Source organism: Martinezella paranaensis, from assembly GCF_014200235.1.
GTDB classification, from domain to species: Bacteria; Pseudomonadota; Alphaproteobacteria; order Rhizobiales; family Rhizobiaceae; genus Rhizobium; species Rhizobium paranaense.
In genome coordinates this window covers 403003-422146 of sequence record NZ_JACHBI010000001.1, presented here as the reverse complement: position 1 = coordinate 422146, position 19144 = coordinate 403003, and the positions used below count along the sequence as shown (strand labels likewise).

The 19144-nt window shown below is 60.6% G+C and carries 20 protein-coding genes and 1 pseudogene; 9 read left to right on the top strand and 12 right to left on the bottom strand.

From position 1 onward, the window contains the following. Window positions 1–43: 43 nt before the first annotated feature. A complete protein-coding gene (locus GGD50_RS02050; RefSeq protein WP_107107461.1) occupies window positions 44–1276 on the top strand; it encodes an MFS transporter in 1233 nt (410 codons plus the stop codon). Window positions 1277–1280: 4 nt separating this feature from the next. Here GGD50_RS02050 and GGD50_RS02045 read toward each other — a convergent pair whose 3' ends face one another. The 3 genes from GGD50_RS02045 to GGD50_RS02040 form a co-directional block, all read right to left on the bottom strand. Continuing rightward, window positions 1281–1532, bottom strand: coding sequence for a DUF1488 family protein (locus tag GGD50_RS02045; protein ID WP_107107460.1), 252 nt, complete (start codon window positions 1530–1532; stop codon window positions 1281–1283). A 69-nt stretch (window positions 1533–1601) separates the two neighbouring features. Further along, window positions 1602–1724, bottom strand: coding sequence for a hypothetical protein (locus GGD50_RS33215; protein WP_280951158.1), 123 nt, complete (start codon window positions 1722–1724; stop codon window positions 1602–1604). 84 nt (window positions 1725–1808) lie between these two features. Beyond that, on the bottom strand, window positions 1809–2696 hold the full coding sequence (locus GGD50_RS02040) for a branched-chain amino acid aminotransferase (RefSeq protein ID WP_107107459.1): 888 nt from the start codon (window positions 2694–2696) through the stop codon (window positions 1809–1811). 208 nt (window positions 2697–2904) lie between these two features. Here GGD50_RS02040 and GGD50_RS02035 point away from each other — a divergent pair, with 208 nt between their 5' ends. The 4 genes and pseudogenes from GGD50_RS02035 (at window position 2905) to zwf (ending at window position 7661) form a co-directional block, all read left to right on the top strand. Further along, entirely contained in the window at window positions 2905–3945 is a 1041-nt protein-coding gene (locus GGD50_RS02035) for a zinc-dependent alcohol dehydrogenase family protein (protein ID WP_107107503.1), read from the top strand. Window positions 3946–4052: 107 nt separating this feature from the next. Further along, a complete protein-coding gene (locus GGD50_RS02030) occupies window positions 4053–5117 on the top strand; it encodes a patatin-like phospholipase family protein (protein WP_107107458.1) in 1065 nt (354 codons plus the stop codon). A 124-nt stretch (window positions 5118–5241) separates the two neighbouring features. Beyond that, a pseudogene (tam, locus tag GGD50_RS02025) lies at window positions 5242–5992 on the top strand (trans-aconitate 2-methyltransferase). A gap of 169 nt (window positions 5993–6161) precedes the next feature. Beyond that, a complete protein-coding gene (gene zwf / locus GGD50_RS02020) occupies window positions 6162–7661 on the top strand; it encodes a glucose-6-phosphate dehydrogenase (protein ID WP_107107457.1) in 1500 nt (499 codons plus the stop codon). 26 nt (window positions 7662–7687) lie between these two features. Here the strand turns inward: zwf and GGD50_RS02015 are convergent, their stop codons facing one another. Both GGD50_RS02015 and GGD50_RS02010 read right to left on the bottom strand, forming a co-directional pair. After that, entirely contained in the window at window positions 7688–9046 is a 1359-nt protein-coding gene (locus GGD50_RS02015; RefSeq protein WP_107107456.1) for a metallophosphoesterase family protein, read from the bottom strand. Between the two features lie 84 nt (window positions 9047–9130). After that, window positions 9131–9526: a hypothetical protein gene (locus GGD50_RS02010; protein ID WP_107107455.1), complete on the bottom strand. Its 396-nt coding sequence runs from the start codon at window positions 9524–9526 to the stop codon at window positions 9131–9133. Window positions 9527–9767: 241 nt separating this feature from the next. Between GGD50_RS02010 and GGD50_RS02005 the strand changes: the two genes are divergently transcribed. Then, the gene (locus GGD50_RS02005; protein WP_107107454.1) at window positions 9768–11297 is read left to right on the top strand and encodes a helicase HerA-like C-terminal domain-containing protein; all 1530 of its coding nucleotides are present in this window, start codon (window positions 9768–9770) and stop codon (window positions 11295–11297) included. 38 nt (window positions 11298–11335) lie between these two features. On the opposite strand, the gene GGD50_RS02000 is transcribed toward GGD50_RS02005, so the two are convergent. Both GGD50_RS02000 and GGD50_RS01995 read right to left on the bottom strand, forming a co-directional pair. Beyond that, the gene (locus GGD50_RS02000; RefSeq protein ID WP_107107453.1) at window positions 11336–12112 is read right to left on the bottom strand and encodes a VOC family protein; all 777 of its coding nucleotides are present in this window, start codon (window positions 12110–12112) and stop codon (window positions 11336–11338) included. A 284-nt stretch (window positions 12113–12396) separates the two neighbouring features. Next, window positions 12397–13122: a DUF899 domain-containing protein gene (locus GGD50_RS01995; protein ID WP_107107452.1), complete on the bottom strand. Its 726-nt coding sequence runs from the start codon at window positions 13120–13122 to the stop codon at window positions 12397–12399. Window positions 13123–13195: 73 nt separating this feature from the next. On the opposite strand from GGD50_RS01995, the gene GGD50_RS01990 reads away from it, so the two are divergent. Continuing rightward, a complete protein-coding gene (locus GGD50_RS01990; protein WP_107107451.1) occupies window positions 13196–13642 on the top strand; it encodes a MarR family winged helix-turn-helix transcriptional regulator in 447 nt (148 codons plus the stop codon). Here the strand turns inward: GGD50_RS01990 and GGD50_RS01985 are convergent. From GGD50_RS01985 to GGD50_RS01975, 3 genes are all read right to left on the bottom strand, one after another. Further along, complete coding sequence (locus GGD50_RS01985) at window positions 13639–14397, bottom strand: RES family NAD+ phosphorylase (protein WP_107107450.1); 759 nt, start codon at window positions 14395–14397, stop codon at window positions 13639–13641. The genes GGD50_RS01990 and GGD50_RS01985 overlap by 4 nt on opposite strands. Then, a complete protein-coding gene (locus GGD50_RS01980) occupies window positions 14357–14740 on the bottom strand; it encodes an MbcA/ParS/Xre antitoxin family protein (RefSeq protein ID WP_107107449.1) in 384 nt (127 codons plus the stop codon). Before GGD50_RS01980 ends, GGD50_RS01985 begins: the two co-directional genes overlap by 41 nt. Before the next feature lie 130 nt (window positions 14741–14870). Then, complete coding sequence (locus tag GGD50_RS01975; RefSeq protein ID WP_107107448.1) at window positions 14871–15293, bottom strand: organic hydroperoxide resistance protein; 423 nt, start codon at window positions 15291–15293, stop codon at window positions 14871–14873. Between the two features lie 133 nt (window positions 15294–15426). On the opposite strand from GGD50_RS01975, the gene GGD50_RS01970 reads away from it, so the two are divergent. Further along, on the top strand, window positions 15427–15888 hold the full coding sequence (locus tag GGD50_RS01970) for a MarR family winged helix-turn-helix transcriptional regulator (protein WP_107107447.1): 462 nt from the start codon (window positions 15427–15429) through the stop codon (window positions 15886–15888). 37 nt (window positions 15889–15925) lie between these two features. Here GGD50_RS01970 and GGD50_RS01965 read toward each other — a convergent pair whose 3' ends face one another. Next, window positions 15926–16663, bottom strand: coding sequence for a L,D-transpeptidase family protein (locus GGD50_RS01965; protein WP_107107446.1), 738 nt, complete (start codon window positions 16661–16663; stop codon window positions 15926–15928). Window positions 16664–16816: 153 nt separating this feature from the next. After that, the gene (locus GGD50_RS01960) at window positions 16817–17623 is read right to left on the bottom strand and encodes a L,D-transpeptidase (protein ID WP_181316022.1); all 807 of its coding nucleotides are present in this window, start codon (window positions 17621–17623) and stop codon (window positions 16817–16819) included. Between the two features lie 152 nt (window positions 17624–17775). On the opposite strand from GGD50_RS01960, the gene GGD50_RS01955 reads away from it, so the two are divergent. Next, complete coding sequence (locus GGD50_RS01955; RefSeq protein WP_107107445.1) at window positions 17776–19128, top strand: methylmalonyl-CoA mutase family protein; 1353 nt, start codon at window positions 17776–17778, stop codon at window positions 19126–19128. The last annotated feature ends 16 nt before the right edge of the window (window positions 19129–19144 follow it).

Genomic DNA, 19144 nt, shown 5'->3' with positions numbered 1-19144 from the left:
GTCACCAGGAATTATTTTACACGTTGAATGCAAAGGCCAAGAAATGACTGCTGAGACAAGATGGGATGCGGCCGCGCCGGCCGAACCGGAAACCGCCTATTGGATGCGGAATCTGATCATCTGCCTCATCGGCTCCTTCACCACCATCGTGGCGATGACGCTGTTGCTTCCCTTCCTACCGCTCTACGTCGAGGAGCTTGGCGTCGCTGACAAGGCGGCGATCGTGCAATGGTCCGGCATCGCCTATGGTGCCACCTTCTTTGCTGCCGCCTTCGTCGCGCCCCTCTGGGGCCGGCTCGGCGATATCTATGGCCGCAAGCTGATGCTGGTGCGCGCGAGCCTCGGCATGACGGTGGCGATCTCGCTGATGGGAATGGCAGGCAGTGTCTGGGAATTGGTGGCGCTGCGCCTGTTTACCGGGCTCGCCGGTGGTTATGCCTCCGGCTCGATGGTGCTGGTGGCAACCCAGACGCCGAAACATCGCTCGGCCTGGGCGCTCGGCGTCTTGTCCTCCGGCATCATGGCCGGCAATCTGGTCGGACCTCTGATCGGCGGCGCGTTGCCGCCCGTGATCGGCATTCGCGGCACTTTCCTGCTCGCCGGTGGCGTGATCTTCTTCACCTTCCTGGCGACCACCTTCCTGATCAAGGAAGAGAAATCGCCGGCGCGAAAGAAGGCTGCTAAAGCGAGCGGTAGCTGGACTTCCATACCAGACAAACAGCCTGCTATCGCCATGTTGACGATCGGCCTGCTGCTGATGCTCGCCAATATGTCGATCGAGCCGATCATTACCGTCTATGTCGCTCAGTTCGTCGACGGCGCAAATGTCACGATGATTTCGGGCGTGGTCATGGCTGCGGCCGCCCTTGGCAGCATCCTCTCAGCATCATGGCTCGGCAAGCTTGCCGATCGCATTGGCCATTGGACGGTGATCACGGCGGCGCTTGCGGCAGCGGCGCTGATGTTGATCCCGCAGGCTTTCGTCACCTCGGCCTGGCAACTGATTGTGCTGCGCTTCCTAATGGGCATCGCGCTCGGCGGGCTCCTGCCCTGCATCACCGCCGTCATCCGCCTCAACGTACCGGACGCGGCGGCCGGGGGCATCCTCGGTCTTTCGATCTCCTCGCAGTATGTCGGTCAGGTGGCCGGCCCCGTCATGGGCGGCTTCGTCGGCGGCCATGTCGGCATGCGCGCCGTGTTTCTCGGAACCTGCGTGCTGCTGGCGATCGGCGCGATCTATTGCTGGTGGGTCAGCCCGAAGAGAGAAGCGGAATAATTCGCTAGCGAAAATCGTTCGGCGTCAGGATGTATATGCGCCGGCCGCCATAGCTATAGGCCCTTGTGGCCACCTTCTGAATCGCGTCGCGTCCGGCGTCGAAAGCGGCGAGATAGCCTGCTTCTGACTTGGCATTCGGAAAGACATCCACTTCTACCAGAAACGGGACCTCAAACATGCCGTCGTATCCGCTGAAACGGATACGACGCGCCGAGGCGTCATAGCTACGGCTCCGGTTCGGAAAGCTCAGACTCATCGTCGACCTCCTCTGAACAAAGCGTACCCGACGGCTCCATCGGAACCTTCGGCCTCCGTTGCTTCGACATCACCACGTGAACCCGAACAGCATCGAATAGATGACGAACCCCGTCGCCGCGATAACACAGAGCTGTAGGAACAGCCTGTAATAGTCGAAGAGATAGATGGAAGACGGAAGGGAAATTTTCATGTCGGCCTCCTCAATAGCTTTCGCCGGCCGACGTCATTTTACCACAAATGCTATCTTCGCATCGCCTAATTTAATTATTTCCGACTACTCCTCGCTGGCACTGCGCCCGTAAGCCCAGTCCATGTAAAGTTCCAACGCCTTGCGGGCGACCGGACCCTGCTGGAATTCGCGGTCGTCGAGGCGGTTGACCGAAACGACCTTCGAGTAGTTGCCGGTGGTGAAGATCTCGTCGGCGGCCATGAATTGCTCAACCGACAGCGTTTCCTCGCGCACGTCAAATCCTTCCCGGCGCAACAGGCCCATGACGCGGGCGCGGGTGATGCCGGCGAGGAACGTGCGGTTGGCGACCGGCGTGTAGATGATGCCGTCCTTCACCATGAAAACGTTGGAGGAGGCAGTCTCGACGACATTGCCGATCATATCGCGCACCAGCGCATTGTCGAAACCGCGCTTCTTCGCTTCCACGATCATGCGGCCGCTGTTCGGATAGAGCGAGCCGGCTTTGGCGTCGGTCATTGCGGTTTCCGGCGACGGGCGGCGGAAGGGCGAGACCGTCAACGTCACGCCGCCATGACCACCCAACGGCGCTTCGAACAGGCAGAGCGCGAAACGAGTCGATTCCGCATCGACGGCAACGATGCTGCCCGCCGAGCCGTGTTCGCCCCAATACATCGGCTTGATGTAAATTGGCGTGTTGCCGTCGAACCTCTTCACGCCCTCCCAGGCGAGCGCTTCGATTTCTTCAGCCGTCTTCAGCGGCTTCAGCCCCATGGCTAGCGCAGAGCGGTTGATGCGCTGACAATGAAGGTCGAGATCGGGCGCGATACCGTCGAACCAGCGCGCGCCGTCGAACACCGTCGAGCCTAGCCACATGGCATGCGAGGTCGGGCCGATCAGCGGCGGATTGCCGGTGAGCCATTCTCCATCGACATAGGTCCAGGTTGTGGTGCGGGGGGATGTATCGACAGCCATGATCTTTTCCTCCTGAAAGCGGCAAGAAGGAAATCCCCGCACAACCTGGGGGTCAAGGGGAAATTGCGGCCCGAAATCCATTCGCAACAAAGCGCCAGAAGCCGCATTCCCGGCGCAATTTTCATGCGCCGAAACAACAGCTTGACGAATGGATGAATCAGGAAAAATGATGGGCCATACCAAAGGCGGCAGAACGCGTGAGATTCCGATGAAAGCTATGTACTACGAGGCCTTCGAGGCCGTGCCCGAGATTCGTACCCTTCCCGATCCCACTCCAAGCGAGGACGGCGTCGTTATCGCTGTCGGCGCGACAGGGCTTTGCCGCAGCGATTGGCATGGCTGGATGGGCCATGATCCCGACATCAAGCTGCCGCATGTGCCCGGCCATGAGCTTGCCGGCAAGGTGGTCGCGGCAGGCCGGGGCGTCGTCCGTTTCAAGGTCGGCGACCGCGTCACCGTGCCCTTCGTTTCCGGCTGCGGCCATTGCGCCGAATGCCATTCCGGCAACCAGCAGGTCTGCCCGAACCAGTTCCAGCCCGGCTTCACCCATTGGGGCTCCTTCGCCGAATATGTGGCGATCGATTATGCCGACACCAATCTGGTGCGCTTGCCGGAGACGATCGACGACGCGACGGCGGCGAGCCTCGGCTGCCGTTTCGCCACCTCCTTTCGCGCCGTCGCCGACCAGGCCAGAACCCGGCCAGGCGAATGGATCGCGGTGCATGGCTGCGGCGGCGTCGGCCTGTCCGCCATCATGATCGCAAGCGCCCTCGGTGCGAATGCCATCGCCATTGATATTTCCGACGAGAAGCTGGCCTTCGCGCGGGAATGCGGCGCGGTGGCGGCGATCAATGCGGCGGGCGTTGCCGATGTCGCGGAGGCCGTGCGCGAGATCACCAAGGGCGGCGCGCATGTGTCGATCGATGCGCTCGGCCATCCCGTCACCTGCTTCAATTCGATCAAGAATCTCCGCCGCCGCGGCCGGCATGTGCAGGTCGGCCTAATGCTCGGCGAGCATGCCGCGCCGCAGATCCCGATGGCGCAGGTGATCGGGCATGAGCTCGAGATTTACGGCAGCCACGGCATGCAGGCCTGGCGTTACGACGCCATGCTGGACATGCTCGCCGCCGGCAAGATCGCCCCGCAAAAGCTGATCGGCCGCAAAATCAGCCTTGAAGAGGCCGTGCCGGCACTGATGGCACTGGACAAGGCGGAAGGCACGGGGATCAGCGTCATTACACGATTTTAGGCCTCCCTCCCCCCTCGGAAGAGGTAGGCGCGAACCGCTCCGCTTTCATTGAACGACGCCATGCCGCTGCTATCTTTGCCGACGGGCAGATATAGGAGGGGAATTCCATGACGGTGCGATTCATCCTATCCATCGACGGCGGCGGTATTCGCGGCCTTATTCCGGCGCTGGTCGTTGCCGAACTCGCCAAGCGGCTGAGCGGCTTGCCGATGCACAAAGCCTTCGATCTGATCGCCGGCACATCGACCGGCGGCATCATCGCAGCCGGGCTCACCTGCCCGCACCCTTCCGGCAACGGCTATGCGGCCTGCATACCGGATGATCTCGTCACGCTCTATGCCAAGGAGGGGCAAGATATTTTCGGCAAGACGCTACTGTCGAAAATCATCAATCTCGGCGGGCTTGCGGAGGAGCGTTACGATGCGACGCCGTTGGAAACGAAGCTGCAGGCGCGGTTAGGAACCGCCGAAATCACCGCCGGACTGACCAAGGTGCTGATCACCGCTTACGACATCAAGGCGCGCCAGGCGCTGATCATGACCAATTCCGACGATGAAAACAGCCATTTCCGCTATTGGCAGGCTTGCCGCGCTACCTCCGCGGCACCGAGCTATTTCGAGCCGGCGCTGATCGAAAACATCGCCAAACCCGCCGATGATCCGAACCGCCTCGTTCCCCTGGTCGATGGCGGCGTTTTCGCCAACGATCCCGTCCTTGCAGCCTATGTCGAAGCTCGCAAGATGGGCTGGGAAAAGGGCCGCGACTCCGTCGTGGTTCTATCGCTCGGCACCGGCCAGCAGAATCGTCCTATCCCCTATCAACAGGCAAAGAGCTGGGGCGCACTTGGCTGGATCAACCCCGCCAACGGCACGCCGCTGATCTCTATCCTCATGCAAGGCCAGGTATCGACCGCCTCCTACGAGGCCAATTCTCTGCTCAACCCCGCCAAGACGAAGATGGTTGATGGCTCGACGCAGGTCACACCGGCCAATGTCGGCAAGCTTGCCTATTTCCGTATCGACGGCCCGCTCATCGGCGCCAATGACGAAATGGACGATGCCTCTGCCGGTAACATCACGGCGCTTACGAACGTCGCCCAACAGCTCATCGCCCGCAATACGGCAGCGCTGGACGAGGTCGCGAAACGCATCCTAGCGGTGAAGGGAAAATAGCAGGCGGTTGGGCCATTTGCCGCATAGGGGCGAGAACTTCGCCTCTGGCGATCTCGCCTTCGAAGTGATCAAACTCGACCCGCGCAAAGTCGACAAGATGCAATCTGATGAAGAGGATAGGATCATGGCGTGGTCTGCCGGACAATATGTGAAGTTCGAGGATGAACGCACGCGCCCGGCGCGCGACCTGCTGGCGCAGGTGCCGTTGGAGCGCATAGATCGCGCCATCGATCTTGGCTGCGGGCCTGGCAATTCGACGGAGCTCATCGTCGAGCGCTACGGTGCCGCCGGCGTCTCCGGCCTCGATAGTGATGAGAATATGCTGGAAGCGGCCCGCAAACGCATGCCCGGCATGGAGTTTCTCAAGGCCGATCTTGCCACCTGGCGGCCGGAAGAACCTGTCGATCTGCTCTTTGCCAACGCCGTCTTCCAATGGCTGCCTGATCATCTCGATATTTTCGAGCGGCTGATGGATGCGCTCAAGCCGGGAGGTGTGCTCGCCATCCAGATGCCGGACAATCTGACCGAACTCAGCCACCTGATGATGGAAGAGACCGCGAAAAACGGCCCGTGGAGCGATGCTTTTGCAAAGAAGAGCGTGCGCCGCAATCCCCTTCCCCCGGCTGATCGGTAAGTCTGCACGCGTCGACCTCTGGCACATCAACTACAATCACCCATTGGAAAATGCCGCCGCCATCGTCGAATGGGTCAAGGGCACGGGCTTGCGCCCCTATCTCGATCACGCCGGCGCCGAACATCGCGATGCTTTTGCGGTCGACTATCTCGCACGCATCGAAAAGGCCTATCCGCCCTTGGTGGACGGCAAAGTCCTGCTGCGGTTTCCGCGGCTGTTCATGATCGCTGTGAAGAAGTAGCGGCCGCCGATGGGATCGTCCATCGGAGCGCAACGCCTTTCGAAAAGCGATTCCGGTTTTCTCGATCTTGGGTTAGAACATCCTCGCCCAGCATCAGCACAACCGGCTGAAGGAGAAGATTCATGTCGTCCAGAAACCTGATCTCCCTATTCCAGACGGAGGCGCATTCATGACCGGATTTACCGTCCCCCCCGCTCCACCGCTGACACTCGTCATCTTCGGTGCAACCGGCGACCTGACGCGCCGGCTGCTGATGCCGACGCTGATCAACATGACCAAGGCCGGCATGTTGGGCGACGATGTGCATGTGCTCGGCGTCAGCATCGAACCCGGCGGCGACGAGTTCCTGGTCGAGCGTCTTGACACCTTCCTCGCCGCGAACGGAATGGAGCAAGCGCAGCAGAGCGACGCCTGGCAGAGGTTGAAGACGCGCATCTCCTATGTTTCCGGAGACTTCACCCAGGGCGCAATCTATGAGGAAATCACCAGGCGCCTGCGGCAGGCGCCGAGCGCCAATGCCGCTTTCTATTTTGCCGTGCAGCCGCGCTTTTTCGGCGACATCACCAGCCGCCTCGCCGAGCATGGGCTTCTTGATGAAACCGCCGGCGTCTTCCGGCGCATCGCCATCGAGAAACCGTTCGGCCATGACCTCGCTTCCGCGCAGATGCTGAACGCGACGCTTCTGCACAGCGCGGATGAGAGCCAAGTTTATCGCATCGACCATTTCCTTGGTAAGGAAACGGTGCAGAACATCATGACGACGCGCTTTGCCAACATGATGATCGAAGCCCTGTGGAACAACAATTACATCGACCATGTGCAGATCACTGCGGCGGAATTGGTGGATGTCGGTACGCGCGGCAAGTTCTACGACGCGACGGGCGCTCTGCGCGATATGGTGCCGAACCATCTGTTCCAGCTTCTTGCCATGGTGGCCATGGAACCGCCGAACAGCTTCGACGCAGAATCCGTCCGCAACGAAAAGGGCAAGGTGCTGAAGGCGCTGCGCCGCTACTCACCGGACGAGGCGGCGAAAAACGCGGTGCGCGGTGCCTATACCGCCGGGCAGCTCGACGGCAAAGATCTGCCGGCCTACATGGAGACGCAGGATGTCGCGCCAGACAGCAATACCGAAACCTATGTGGCGCTGAAACTTTTCGTCGACACCTGGCGCTGGGCAGGCGTGCCCTTCTATCTGCGCACGGGCAAGGCCTTGAGGGCGCGTGACACTGAAGTCGTCATTACCTTCCGACAGGTGCCTTTCGCGCAATTTCCCCGCGTAGCCGCGCGACCGGACTTGCCGCCGAACAAGCTGATCATTCAGGTGCAGCCGAACGAAGGGCTGCAGATGGGAATCTCCATCAAATCGCCGGGGTTGGCATTGAAGACCTCGCCGATCGAGCTCGACTTCCGCTATGCCGACCATTTCGACATTGGTCATCAGACGGGCTATGAATCACTGCTCTACGAACTCTTCGTCGGCGACCAAACCCTGTTCCAGCGCGCCGACAGCATCGAAGCCGGCTGGGCGGCCGTGCAACCTTTCCTCGATCTCTGGGCCGAGGGCAGCAAACCCGACCCTTACGCGCCGGGCAGCATGGGACCGGCCTGTGCGGACGAGCTCATCGGGCGCGACGGCCGCGTCTGGCACAAGATTGGAGACGATTGAGGCGTAAAGGACAGGGCCGCGGGCGCCTATCCTGCGGCAAAGGCTACCTCCAGCCCCTCACCCATGAAGGCGCGGTCTTCAATGCCGCGCTGACCATGGCCGACGCTCCATTGCGCCGGCCAGACCAAACGTTCGAGGCCGGTAGCGGAAGCTCCGTCGAAAGATGTCCATCTGTCATCGCCAAGCATGCGATAGAGCATGCCGCCCGGCCCCATCCCGGCATGCAAGGCGATATCGACATCGAAGTGCTGGCCGAGGGCGAAATCGGGGCCAAACCAGTAGTGCGGACTGCGACCGGGATCGCGGCCAAGGATAAGGGTCAGAGTTTGCCGCGGACCGCGCAAACCGAGCCAGAATGGTGCGATACTGTCGGTATTGAAGGCGGAAAAGAGGGTCTGAGCGGGCGCATGCGCCGTCGTAGGCATAGAGCCCTTTATCCGCAATTCGATGATGCGATCATTGTTCATCGGGCCGGCAAAGCCGGCCAGATGCATCCCCGGCGGCAGGGTTTGCCAGCTCTCGGGATCGGCCGGCTTGAAAGGCCATTGCAATCGTTCACGAACGGCGCCGTTCGTATCCAGCACCTGATAGCGAAAGCTATCCGCATCGAGCGTCGCCTGGATGCAGTGAAGATATTCCACACCCTCCGGCATTCTATGCGCGGTGCCTGCACCGGCCGTACAAAGCTGTAGGACACCGCGGTGAACCTGAACGTCGAAGGCGAGGATGTGGCTGCAGACATAGGCCAGGACGCCTGCTTCGACCAGAATATCCCAAAATCGCTTGGCGTGGTCCGGGCCGATCTCGCGCTGATACGATCCGGAAAATCCGTTGACAGGGAAAACGGGGTGATGGCCGAGGACGATTTTATGAGCGGCATCGCCATGCTTTTTCAGCGTCGCCTCCAGCCACTCCGTCTCGACATGGCCCTCGCCGCCAAGACCGGTCCATAAGGTATGGACGAAGATCAGAAGGAGATCACCGCGACGCACCCAGTAGGACAGGCCTTTCTGACCCGGCGGGCCGTTGTCCGGAAGCCGCAGGACGCTGCGAAAGACCTGCTCGCTCATCTCGTCATAGGTGGTGTGGTTGCCGGTCGTGTGCCAAAGCGGTGTCTTTTGACGATCGAGCCAGCCCATTTCATGCTCGAACCAATGCCGCCATTGCGCCCTCAAAGCCTCCGAATCGGCGGTCAGGCCGATGATCTCGTCGCCTGGAAACAGGATGAATTCCGGCGGCGGATCGAGCCGGCGTAAAACGGCGTTGACGGCGGCAAAAGTCCCCTCATGCAGCGCACCAGGGACGCCGGAACAGGAATCGCCATAGAGTACGAACTGATGACCAGGCCCGTTCGGGCGAAGGGACGGAATGGAGTTTGCGGACATGGGACAGTTTGCAACTTGCTACATGGTCAAACAACAAAGCCCCGCGATTAGACCGCGGGGCTCCTCGTCACAAATGACAGCATATTACAGGAACTGGCTCAATCCCGGCACGGAGTTGACGACCTCATCGACCACTTCATTGCCGGCATGCTCGCGAGCGGTCGCAATGGTTTCCTTGGCGAGCGACGAAATTTCGCCCATGCTGAGACCGCTGCTCATCAGGGATTGGCCGAGCGCCATGAGACCGCCACCGCCGCCAACGGCGCTGAGGAGGCCGCCGAGCAGACCGCCGCCGGAGGTTTCTTCACCATTGTATTGCGCCACCAGATCGGAAGCGCCAGGGATGGATTCGATCATCTTGGTGACCGGGCCATCCGGGGCTTCGCGCTGCAGGAAGCCAAGCATCATGCCAACGGCCTTCTCCGCAATATCGGGGGAAATGCCGGCTTTCGTTGCGATCTGATCAATAATCTCGTTCATTCTGGCCTCCTGCCTGTTACTTATGACGTGAACGTCAACGTAATTGAATGCGCCGACCGACTCAAGTCGGCCGGGTTGTGCACGACTGTACCGGAAGCATCACCATGAAGCGAACGGTTGTCCCCATTCAAGTCTCTTCTTATAACAGCCTCAGGACAAATCAATGAATGGGCCGCTGGCACCCTCGCCCCTCGCAATTCTCGGGGTTGCCGTGCCGCCGCCCAAAGGGAGACGACGCCTGATGCTGCAGCAGGATGGACAGATTTTCGTCGGCGCGAGCCGCAATCCGGACGAGAGCATCAACAAGGACGAGTATCTGACGCTGAAATTCGGCAATCGCCACGGTCTCGTCACCGGCGCGACCGGCACCGGCAAGACAGTGACCCTGCAGGTGCTGGCGGAGGGTTTTTCCAAGGCCGGCGTGCCGGTCTTCTGCGCCGACATCAAGGGCGACCTCTCCGGCATCGCCGCCAAAGGCGAGCCGAAGGATTTCCTTTTGAAGCGTGCCGAGGAGATCGGCCTGAAGCCCTACGAATTCGATCAGTTCCCGGTGATCTTCTGGGATCTCTACGGCGAAAAGGGTCATCGCGTGCGCACCACCATCGCCGAGATGGGGCCGCTGTTGCTGGCACGGCTGATGGACGCCTCGGAAGCGCAGGAAGGCGTGCTCAACATCGCCTTCAAGATTGCCGATGATAATGGTCTGGCGCTGCTCGACCTCAAGGATTTGCAGGCCTTGCTCAACTATATGGGCGACCATGCCAGCGAGCTTTCTAGCCAGTTCGGCCTCATCTCGAAGTCTTCCGTCGGCTCGATCCAGCGGGCTCTGCTGGTTCTGGAGCAGCAAGGAGCGGAAAACTTCTTCGGCGAACCGGCGCTGAAGATTTCCGACATCATGCGCGTCAGCAATGACGGTTACGGGCAAGTTTCGGTGCTTGCCGCCGACAAGCTGATGATGAACCCGCGCCTCTACGCCACCTTCCTGCTGTGGTTGCTTTCCGAACTCTTCGAGGAACTGCCGGAAGTCGGCGATCCTGAAAAGCCGAGGCTGGTGTTCTTCTTCGACGAAGCCCACCTTCTCTTCAACGATGCGCCAAAGGTGCTGATCGAGCGCGTCGAACAGGTCGTGCGCCTGATCCGCTCCAAGGGCGTCGGGGTCTATTTCGTCACACAGAACCCGCTCGACGTGCCGGAAACCGTGCTCGCCCAGCTTGGCAACCGTGTACAGCATGCGCTGCGCGCCTATTCGCCGCGCGAACAAAAGGCAGTCCAGACGGCCGCCGAAACCTTCCGGCCGAACCCCGCCTTCGATTGTGCCGAAGTCATCACCACGCTCGGCACCGGCGAAGCGCTGGTCTCCATGCTCGAAGGCAAGGGAGCGCCCTCGATCGTCGAACGCACCTTGATCCGGCCGCCGTCGGGCCGCATCGGCCCGGTCACCGACACCGAGCGCCTGGCCATCATCAATGCCAGCCCGGTTGCCGGCCTCTATGACGAGACGGTCGACCGCGAATCCGCCTTCGAAATCCTCACCGCCCGCGCCCGCAAGGCCGCCGAGCAGGATGCTGCAAAACAAAACGACGGAAGCGCCGGCGGCCGCTGGACGCTCCCCGGCTTCGGTGGCGACGACAACAAGCCGGCAAGCCGCGGCCGTGCCGGCTACCAGCGCGAGACGATCATGGAAGCGGCGATGAAGAGCGTCGCGCGCACGGTCGCGACGCAGGTTGGCCGGGCGCTGGTGAGAGGGATTTTGGGAAGCTTGAAGCGGTAGTTAAGACCCCTTCTCCCCGTGGGGAGAAGGGGAAGACCTTACCGCGCCGGTGCAACGAGCGAGAAGAACGCGCCTTGCGGGTCGGTGCATTGGACGATCCAGCTACCGCCGGGGACTTCCATCGGGCCGTTGACGACCTTGCCGCCGGCTTCGTTGACGCGGCCAATGGCAGCATCGATTGCCGAGACATTGAAATAGAAGTTCCAGGCGGCCATCTGCATTTCCGCCGGCTTGGTCATGATGCCGCCGAAGTCGCGGTCACCGATCTTGAAGATCTTGTAGGTGCCCATCGGCCCCATGTCGAAATCGGAGCTCGATTCCCAGCCGAACATGTCGCAATAGAAGTCAAAGGCTTTCGGACCGTCGCCAGAATAGAGTTCGTGCCAGCCGACATAGCCGGGAGCATTGGGTTCCGACGGCTCCCAGCCCTCACTGGGCAGTGGCGTGAAGATGCAGAAGGCGGCGCCATAGGGATCGGCGACGACGGCGAAACGGCCGACACCCGGAATGTCTCCCGGCTCGCGATAGACCTTGCCGCCCTTAGCGGCGATCGTCTTGGCCGCTTCGTCGACGTTCGGCACGCTGATATAGCCGGTCCAGCAGGGCGGCGTGCCCATGGCCTTGGCCTCGTCCGGCAGGATCATCATGCCGGCGATCGGGCCGGCGCCGGCGCTGAACAGAGTATAGGCCATCTCGATATCCGGCATGCCGGCATCCTTGGCGTCCCAGCCGACAACCTTGCGGTAGAAGGCCTCTCCCGCGGCCATATCGGTGGTCATGAGTTCGTACCAGACAAAATATCCCTTCGCAGCCATTTTAGATCTCCCTATTGCTTGCGGCGGTGATTGGCGATCATGAATTCCTTCCAGCTTCAGTCCGGCTGGCACGAGGAAAAGATGCGTTCATTGTCGTCGATAAGTGTGATGCCTTCACGATAGCTGGCCGACTGCAGGAGTGTGCTCTTCCGTCAGTTCCGCCCTCATCGCGTCTCTCCTTGGCGATTGGCCAAGCCCTATACCCCGTAGTGCTCTAAACACGGCACTTCGGATCTTGTTCCCACGCGATTTCCAGGAAAGCCGCGCAGCCTACGCTGTCATGCTCAGTGGCAGCACGATTGCGCCTTTGGGGCCTCCTCATATTCATCGTGGCGGCGCACGAAATCCATGGTTCGGCCTTCGTTGCGGCCCTTGGGCGCGCGGTCGAGGATCATCAATGTCCCGATCAGCTCTTCCGGGCCGCGGGCGTAGCTGGAATAGGTATGGAAGACATTGCCCACCTCGTCCTTATAGAAGGCGCTGAGGCCCGGTAGCTCGTCATGACCCTCGGACCGGTCCATGTCGGTGAAATTGTAGAACACCGTCTCGCCAGCGAGTTGATCTTCGGAAAACGAGACGTGGTAATCGAAATTGAAGTCATTGGCGAAGGAGGAGACCCAGGGAAACTCCCAGCCCATGCGCTTCTTGTAGGCTTCCACCTTCTCGATCGGCGCACGGGACACGGCAACGAGGGTGACGTCGTGGTGATTGAGATGTGGCAGCGCACCGTCGAAATGATCGGCGAGGAACGAACAACCGGGACATCCGGCCTCCCAATTCGGGCCGAGCATGAAGTGATAGACGATGAGTTGACTGCGCCCATCGAAGAGTTCCGCAAGCGATTTCCTGCCCGTGGGCGTGTCGAAAACATAATCCTTGTCGACCTTGACCCAAGGCAGCGCCAAGCGTTCGGCGTTGACATGGTCACGCAGATGCGTCGCTTCCTTTTCCTTGGCTAGCAGCTCGCGGCGGGCCTCCAGCCACACCTCGCGTGAGACGATTTGGTTCATTGCCCGCGCCCTCCTCCGGCGTTCACATCGTACCAAAACTTGACAAATAGATTGATATCAATATTACTAAACCATGTCAAACGTGATTGAGATTCCTTTCGAGACAACACTACTGGTGCGCGATACTTGCCTTTGCCTGCATGTGCAGCGCGCCGCTCGGGCCTTGGCGCGCCGTTTCGACGAGGCACTGAGGCCGCTCGGGCTCACCAACGGCCAGTTTTCTCTGATGATGTCGCTAAACAGGCCGGAGCCTGCGGCCATGGGGCCGGTCGCAACCCTTCTCGCAATAGACCAGACGACACTGACAGCGGCCTTAAAACCGCTGACACGGCGGGGCTGGGTGACCATTCTGCCCAATCCCCGGGATCGCCGAGCCCGGTTGCTCAGCCTGACGCCGACGGGCAAAGCGGTGCTTGCGGCGGCCGTGCCGATCTGGAAGGTGACGCATGCCGAGGTGGAGACAAGATTGCCCGACGGCAATGCTGAGCGGTTGCGGCAGGATCTGCTGGCGCTGTCTTAAGCGCTATTTCGCATACGGGGATCGGCGCCAAAATCGCTGCGCGCAAAACCGATACGGCTTTTCGGGAAATCGCAGAGTGCCTGAACGCCGGCGGGCGACAGCCGGATGCGCCAGGTCTGGCGTTCAACGGGTTCTCGCGCAGCGAAGGCATGGGCCGTTAGAAGCGCAAGATTCTTCCCGCCCTGGGAATCCCTAACGGAGCGGTAGAGGATTGCCTGGATGCCCCCTGCCCGCGCTGCGTCGGCAAGAGACTGGCAAGCTTCGTAGCTGACAGGATCGCTCCAGGCCTCGCGATCCCGATCCAACGGCGAATGGGTGAGATCGATCGCCTGCTCGGTGGCTATTGCGGCGGCGAAGGCGGTATATTCCGCGGCATTGGCGGGCAACGGCGTCTCCGGAGAATCGGCAAAGAAAAGCAGCCTGTAAAAGCTCATTTCAGCCAGCGCCGTTTCGACCCGTTCGGAAGCATAGAAGACGCCTAGAGTACGCCCCGCCCGTCTGAAGCGTGAGCCGTGAGGATAGACCGCTCCATAGCGGAAAGGGGTCGCCAAGAGGTAGTCCAGGCCGATGCATTCTGGCGGTAGCGCCGGCTTGCTCTCCTCCAGCAGATGTTCGAGAAGCGCCTGCTCTTCCAGCGTATCGACCAGTTTCAACGTCGAGACCTGATGCTGCGCCTCCACCAGCCGCCAATAGCGGCCGGAAATCGACCGAGCCTCAGACGAGAGCGCGGCGGGCGTCCAGATAGGCAAGGACATCGGTCAATCCGGAAATGGAGGTGATTTTTTCGAGCGGCGTCGCGCCGAAGGCGAGATTGACATTGCGCAGCCATTGCCGCGCCACGGCCTCATCGCCGCCGACGATGGCATCGAGCGAGCGAAACAGGCGCACGAAAAGAACGGCGAGTTCAAATGGTTTGCTATGCCGCTCCAAAAGATGATCCTGCCGCTTCATGCGCGACACCGTCGCTTCCGAAACGCCGATGACGGCAGCGAGCATGCGCGCGTTCAACCCCAGCCGATCCGCGGCATTAACGACCGCCTTGGTGATGACCAGGGCCTCACCCGGATTTGCATGACTGATCGCTTGAGCATGTATCATGGCGACATCCTTTCCCAAGAAAGTATATAGCAAATTTCTTGCAAAAGAAAAGGAGCGACATGCACCGAAATGCCTATCGCTCCTTTTGTCGCATCCGTTCCGTCAGTTCGGAAGATGGAAAAGCCTATTCTCAGGCAACCGTGACCGGCACTTCCGTGGAGGTGCGCATGGCATGGCTATAGGGGCAGACGATGTGAGCGGCAGCGGCGAGCTTTTCAGCTTCGGCCTTGTCCATGCCGGGAATATGAACCGACAGCGAGACTTCGATGCCGAAGCCGGTGCCATCCGCACGCGGCCCGATGCCGACCGTTGCCGTCACCTTGGCGTCTTCCGGAATCTTGACCTTCTGCTGACCCGCAACAAATTTCAGGGCGCCCAGAAAGCAGGCGGAATAGCCCGCAGCGAAGAGCTGCTCAGGATTGGTGCCGGTAGCGCCGTCACCGCCGAGCTCCTTCGGCACGGTCAGGGTAACGTCAAGAACGCCGTTTTCAGAAACGGCGTGGCCCGCACGGCCGCCGGTGGCAGAAGCCTTGGTGGTGTAGAGGATAGGCATGTCAGATCTCCTTTGCGAGTTGGATGAAGACTGTATATAACGCGATTTAATCGTGCGCAATATATTTTTGTAATTTGATTTTGAAAAATGAACCTGTGACAATGAGATCAACAAGAAACTGGCGGGAGCAGCGATGACGGACGAGGTGCAGGAGCGGGCAATCCCGGATGAGGAAAAGCGGCTGGAACGGCAGCTTTGTTTTGCCGTCTACGCAACTGCCCATGCCTTCAACCGCGCCTACAAACCGATCCTCGATCGTGTCGGCCTGACCTATCCGCAATATCTGGTGATGCTGGTGCTCTGGGAAAAGGGCTGCTTACCGGTCAAGACCATCGGCGAGCAGCTTGACCTCGATTCGGGCACGCTGTCACCGCTGTTGAAACGCCTCGAGCAAGCCGGCCTGATCGGCCGCGTGCGCGACCCAAAGGACGAACGGCAGGTCATCGTTTCATTGACGGAAAAGGGCACCGGCATGAAATGCCAGGTCGCTACGATCATGGCCGCCATCGGCGAAGCCGTCGGCTGCGACATGGATGAAATGGCCAGTCTGCGCGACCGACTGCAGCGGTTGAGAGCGAATTTAACGGCCGAATGAGCCGTTAAATTCCACTCGTCAACAACATGTCCAAAACTTAGGCCTGCGTGACCAGGATCGGCGCGCGTTCCGGCACACGGTCATAGAGATCGATGACGTCCTGATTGAGCAGGCGGACACAGCCCGAGGACACCGCCTTGCCGATGGAGCGCCAATCGGGATTGCCGTGCAGACGGTAGAGCGAATCCTGCTTGTCCTCGAAAATATAAAGCGCGCGCGCCCCGAGCGGATTCTTCAGGCCAGGTTCCATGCCGCCGTTGGCGATGGAATATTTAACGAGTTCCGGCTGGCGGGCGACCATTTCGTCCGGCGGGTTCCAGCGCGGCCACTTCTTGCGCCACTGGATGACACCGCGGCCCTGCCAGGCAAAACCTTCGCGGCCGACGCCGATACCATAGCGCATAGCCGTGCCGCCCGGCTCGGTAACATAAAGGAAGCGCTCGCGCGTGTTGACGACGACAGTACCCGGCGGCTCGCCGGTCGGATCGACAACGCGCTGACGATAATATTTCGGATCGATCTGCTGATAGGGTATCGCCGGAAGATGGAAGCCGCCGTCATCCATAGCCGCATAGATTACGGCCGGGTCCGGCTGCTCGCCATTATAGCTGGAAAGCCAACTGCCGACGGGGCGATAGGTCGAACCGCTGTACTGCACCGGGCTGACGATCGGGTTGCTTTCGACCGTGGAAGCGCAGCCGGCGAGCGTCGAAACGGCGCCGATGCCCGCAAGGGCGAGGAAATTTCGTCGGGAAAGAGAAGAAGGCAGGCTCATGTCGACAGCATCATTCCTGTTGGAAGCGGAAACCCGAACCAACCCGATTCGGTTCCCGGCTAGATTCGCAGAGACAGGAATAAAACTAAAGAGCGCAGTGCAGCCCGGCTATCGCACTTATGCAACATCACGAAAATTTGTTGCAATCTGTCACTACTGAACGACAACTTCCGCCTTTGCCGACACACGATTGAAGAGATCGATCACATCCTGGTTCAGCATGCGTACGCAACCGGATGACGCCTGCTTGCCGATCGACTGCCAATCCGGCGTGCCGTGAATGCGATAGAGCGTATCCCTGCCATTCTGGAAGATATAGAGCGCGCGGGCGCCGAGGGGATTGGTCGGCCCGGGATTCATACCGCCGCGTTGGGCCGAAACCGGCTTGATCTCCGGTTCGCGGGCCACCATTTCGCTTGGCGGCGTCCAGCGCGGCCATTTCTGTTTCCACTGGATGACGCCTCTGCCATGCCAGGCATAACCGGCCGCGCCAAGGCCAACGCCATAACGCATCGCCCTGCCGCCCGGCTCGACGAAATAGAGATAGTGCCCCCTCGTGTCGATGACGATCGTGCCGGGTCTTTCATTGGTCCGGTAGTCCACTTCCTGACGCAGAAAACGCGGGTCTATCCGCTTGTAGGGGATCGCCGGCAGGGTGAAATCGTCTTCACTCTTCTGCGCGTACATGGCCTGATGCACCGGATTGGACGTCGGCAGGCCATAGGTCTGATTGAATTGCGAGCGGAAAAGGTCGCGCGCCTGCGGCACTGGCTGTACCGGAAGGCGCCCCACCTTCTGCGGATCGATGCCTTCAGGCTGATAGAAGATGGGCGCGGTTTCCTGAGCAAATCGATCGGGATCGGTCGCCCCGGTATCGGGAATAATGCTGCAGCCGGAGAGCGCAGCAAGAGCGGCGACAGCGAGCAGGCGACGGGAAGCGGGCAAGAGATCGGCCATCATCGGGAACCAGTTGAATACGGATCGGTCAACCACATGATGACCGGCGCGGCTGGCGCGAACCTGGCGTCGAAGGCGAAGATATTGCGGCATCTGGCCAAACTTCTGTTTTACCTTGCCCTGGCTTGGGTTAGACCATGGGGACGGAGGATAGCATGAATATCGACAGTCTCGACCCGAACGTTTTTGCTCCGGCAAGTCGTGCGGCATGGCTCAAGCTGGTGGACCGGGCGCTGAAGGGCGCAGACTTCCAGGAGGCGCTGGTATCGCGAACGGATGACGGCATCGCGATCGAGCCGCTCTATGCCCGTCGCTCCGATACCACACCATTGGCCCGCCGCCATATCGACCGTCCTTGGATGGTCAGCCAGCGTATGGATGATCCGGATATCGAGCGCGCTTTCACCCAACTCGACGAGGATATCGCCAACGGGGCTAGCGGCGTCAACCTGATCTCAAAAGCCAGCCCTTCGGCCTTTGGTGTCGGCATCGACGCAGACATCGAGGCGTTTGCAGCAAGATTGGCGGCTTCGGTTTCAGGCAACGCCGTCTCGCTGCGCCTTGACGGCCTCTCGCCGGCTTTTGCCGCAGCACTGGCGTCGGCATTCGCGACAAGCCAGCATCTCCCGACCATGCATTTCGGCCTCGACGTTTTCGCCTCCAAAGGCATGGCACAGGAGATGACGGAGAGCTTCCGGCGCCTGCGCGATACCGGTTTTGCTGGAACCCTCGTCAATGCCGACGGTCGTGCCGTGCACAATGCCGGCGGAACGGAGGCCCAGGAACTGGCCGTCATGGCGGCGGCGCTCGTCGGCCATCTGAAACTATTGGATCAGGCGAGCATCGCACCGGAGGCGACCCTGAACGCGGCGAGTCTCTGTCTGTCTGCCGATCAGAACCAATTCGTCACCATGGCGAAAGCGCGCGCCGCACGCATGATCTTTGCCCGCATCGCGGAGGTCTGCGGCATTTCCCACCCGCCGACGGCCCATCTCTACATGGAAACGAGCTACCGCATGCTTACCCGGCTCGACCCGGAAACCAACATCTTGCGCAACACGATAGCCGTCTTCTCTGCCGGCACCGGGGGCGCCGACGAGATTTCCGTGCTGCCGCATAGCTTGACCCATGGCATTCCCGATCCGCTGGCGCGGCGTCTGGCGCGCAATACGCAGACCGTCCTGATTGCCGAAAGCCATCTCGACCACGTCGTCGACCCGGCCGCCGGGGCCGGCGGGATCGAGGCGCTGACCGAGACTTTGGCGGAAAAGGCCTGGGAGATTTTCGTGGGCATCGAGCGGAATGGCGGGCTTGCGGAGATTATCGCCAGTGGCCGCTTGGCGGCGATGGTGGCCGAGGCGAAAACGAACCGTGCGGCGAAGCCGATTGTGGGGACGACATTGTTTGCTGCGAAGGCAGAGCGGTCGGTAGTTATCCTGGGAGAATTAGGGCCCGTGGCGGAGTGCATGGGGTTGGCACCAGTGCGACTGGATGAGGTGGCGGCATGATGGCGGCTGTGGAATT

What these genes read in the sequence shown, in the direction of transcription:
- zwf (WP_107107457.1), top strand. Translation starts at nt 6,162, where the DNA reads ATGACCGGATTTACCGTCCCCCCCGCTCCACCGCTGACACTCGTCATC.
- GGD50_RS33215 (WP_280951158.1), bottom strand. Translation starts at nt 1,724, where the DNA reads ATGAAAATTTCCCTTCCGTCTTCCATCTATCTCTTCGACTATTACAGG.
- GGD50_RS01970 (WP_107107447.1), top strand. Translation starts at nt 15,427, where the DNA reads ATGACGGACGAGGTGCAGGAGCGGGCAATCCCGGATGAGGAAAAGCGG.
- GGD50_RS01985 (WP_107107450.1), bottom strand. Translation starts at nt 14,397, where the DNA reads ATGTCCTTGCCTATCTGGACGCCCGCCGCGCTCTCGTCTGAGGCTCGG.
- GGD50_RS02040 (WP_107107459.1), bottom strand. Translation starts at nt 2,696, where the DNA reads ATGGCTGTCGATACATCCCCCCGCACCACAACCTGGACCTATGTCGAT.
- GGD50_RS02015 (WP_107107456.1), bottom strand. Translation starts at nt 9,046, where the DNA reads ATGTCCGCAAACTCCATTCCGTCCCTTCGCCCGAACGGGCCTGGTCAT.
- GGD50_RS02035 (WP_107107503.1), top strand. Translation starts at nt 2,905, where the DNA reads ATGAAAGCTATGTACTACGAGGCCTTCGAGGCCGTGCCCGAGATTCGT.
- GGD50_RS02050 (WP_107107461.1), top strand. Translation starts at nt 44, where the DNA reads ATGACTGCTGAGACAAGATGGGATGCGGCCGCGCCGGCCGAACCGGAA.
- GGD50_RS02000 (WP_107107453.1), bottom strand. Translation starts at nt 12,112, where the DNA reads ATGGCTGCGAAGGGATATTTTGTCTGGTACGAACTCATGACCACCGAT.
- GGD50_RS02010 (WP_107107455.1), bottom strand. Translation starts at nt 9,526, where the DNA reads ATGAACGAGATTATTGATCAGATCGCAACGAAAGCCGGCATTTCCCCC.
- GGD50_RS01960 (WP_181316022.1), bottom strand. Translation starts at nt 17,623, where the DNA reads ATGATGGCCGATCTCTTGCCCGCTTCCCGTCGCCTGCTCGCTGTCGCC.
- GGD50_RS02030 (WP_107107458.1), top strand. Translation starts at nt 4,053, where the DNA reads ATGACGGTGCGATTCATCCTATCCATCGACGGCGGCGGTATTCGCGGC.
- GGD50_RS01975 (WP_107107448.1), bottom strand. Translation starts at nt 15,293, where the DNA reads ATGCCTATCCTCTACACCACCAAGGCTTCTGCCACCGGCGGCCGTGCG.
- GGD50_RS01965 (WP_107107446.1), bottom strand. Translation starts at nt 16,663, where the DNA reads ATGAGCCTGCCTTCTTCTCTTTCCCGACGAAATTTCCTCGCCCTTGCG.
- GGD50_RS02045 (WP_107107460.1), bottom strand. Translation starts at nt 1,532, where the DNA reads ATGAGTCTGAGCTTTCCGAACCGGAGCCGTAGCTATGACGCCTCGGCG.
- GGD50_RS01955 (WP_107107445.1), top strand. Translation starts at nt 17,776, where the DNA reads ATGAATATCGACAGTCTCGACCCGAACGTTTTTGCTCCGGCAAGTCGT.
- GGD50_RS01990 (WP_107107451.1), top strand. Translation starts at nt 13,196, where the DNA reads ATGTCAAACGTGATTGAGATTCCTTTCGAGACAACACTACTGGTGCGC.
- GGD50_RS01995 (WP_107107452.1), bottom strand. Translation starts at nt 13,122, where the DNA reads ATGAACCAAATCGTCTCACGCGAGGTGTGGCTGGAGGCCCGCCGCGAG.
- GGD50_RS02005 (WP_107107454.1), top strand. Translation starts at nt 9,768, where the DNA reads ATGCTGCAGCAGGATGGACAGATTTTCGTCGGCGCGAGCCGCAATCCG.
- GGD50_RS01980 (WP_107107449.1), bottom strand. Translation starts at nt 14,740, where the DNA reads ATGATACATGCTCAAGCGATCAGTCATGCAAATCCGGGTGAGGCCCTG.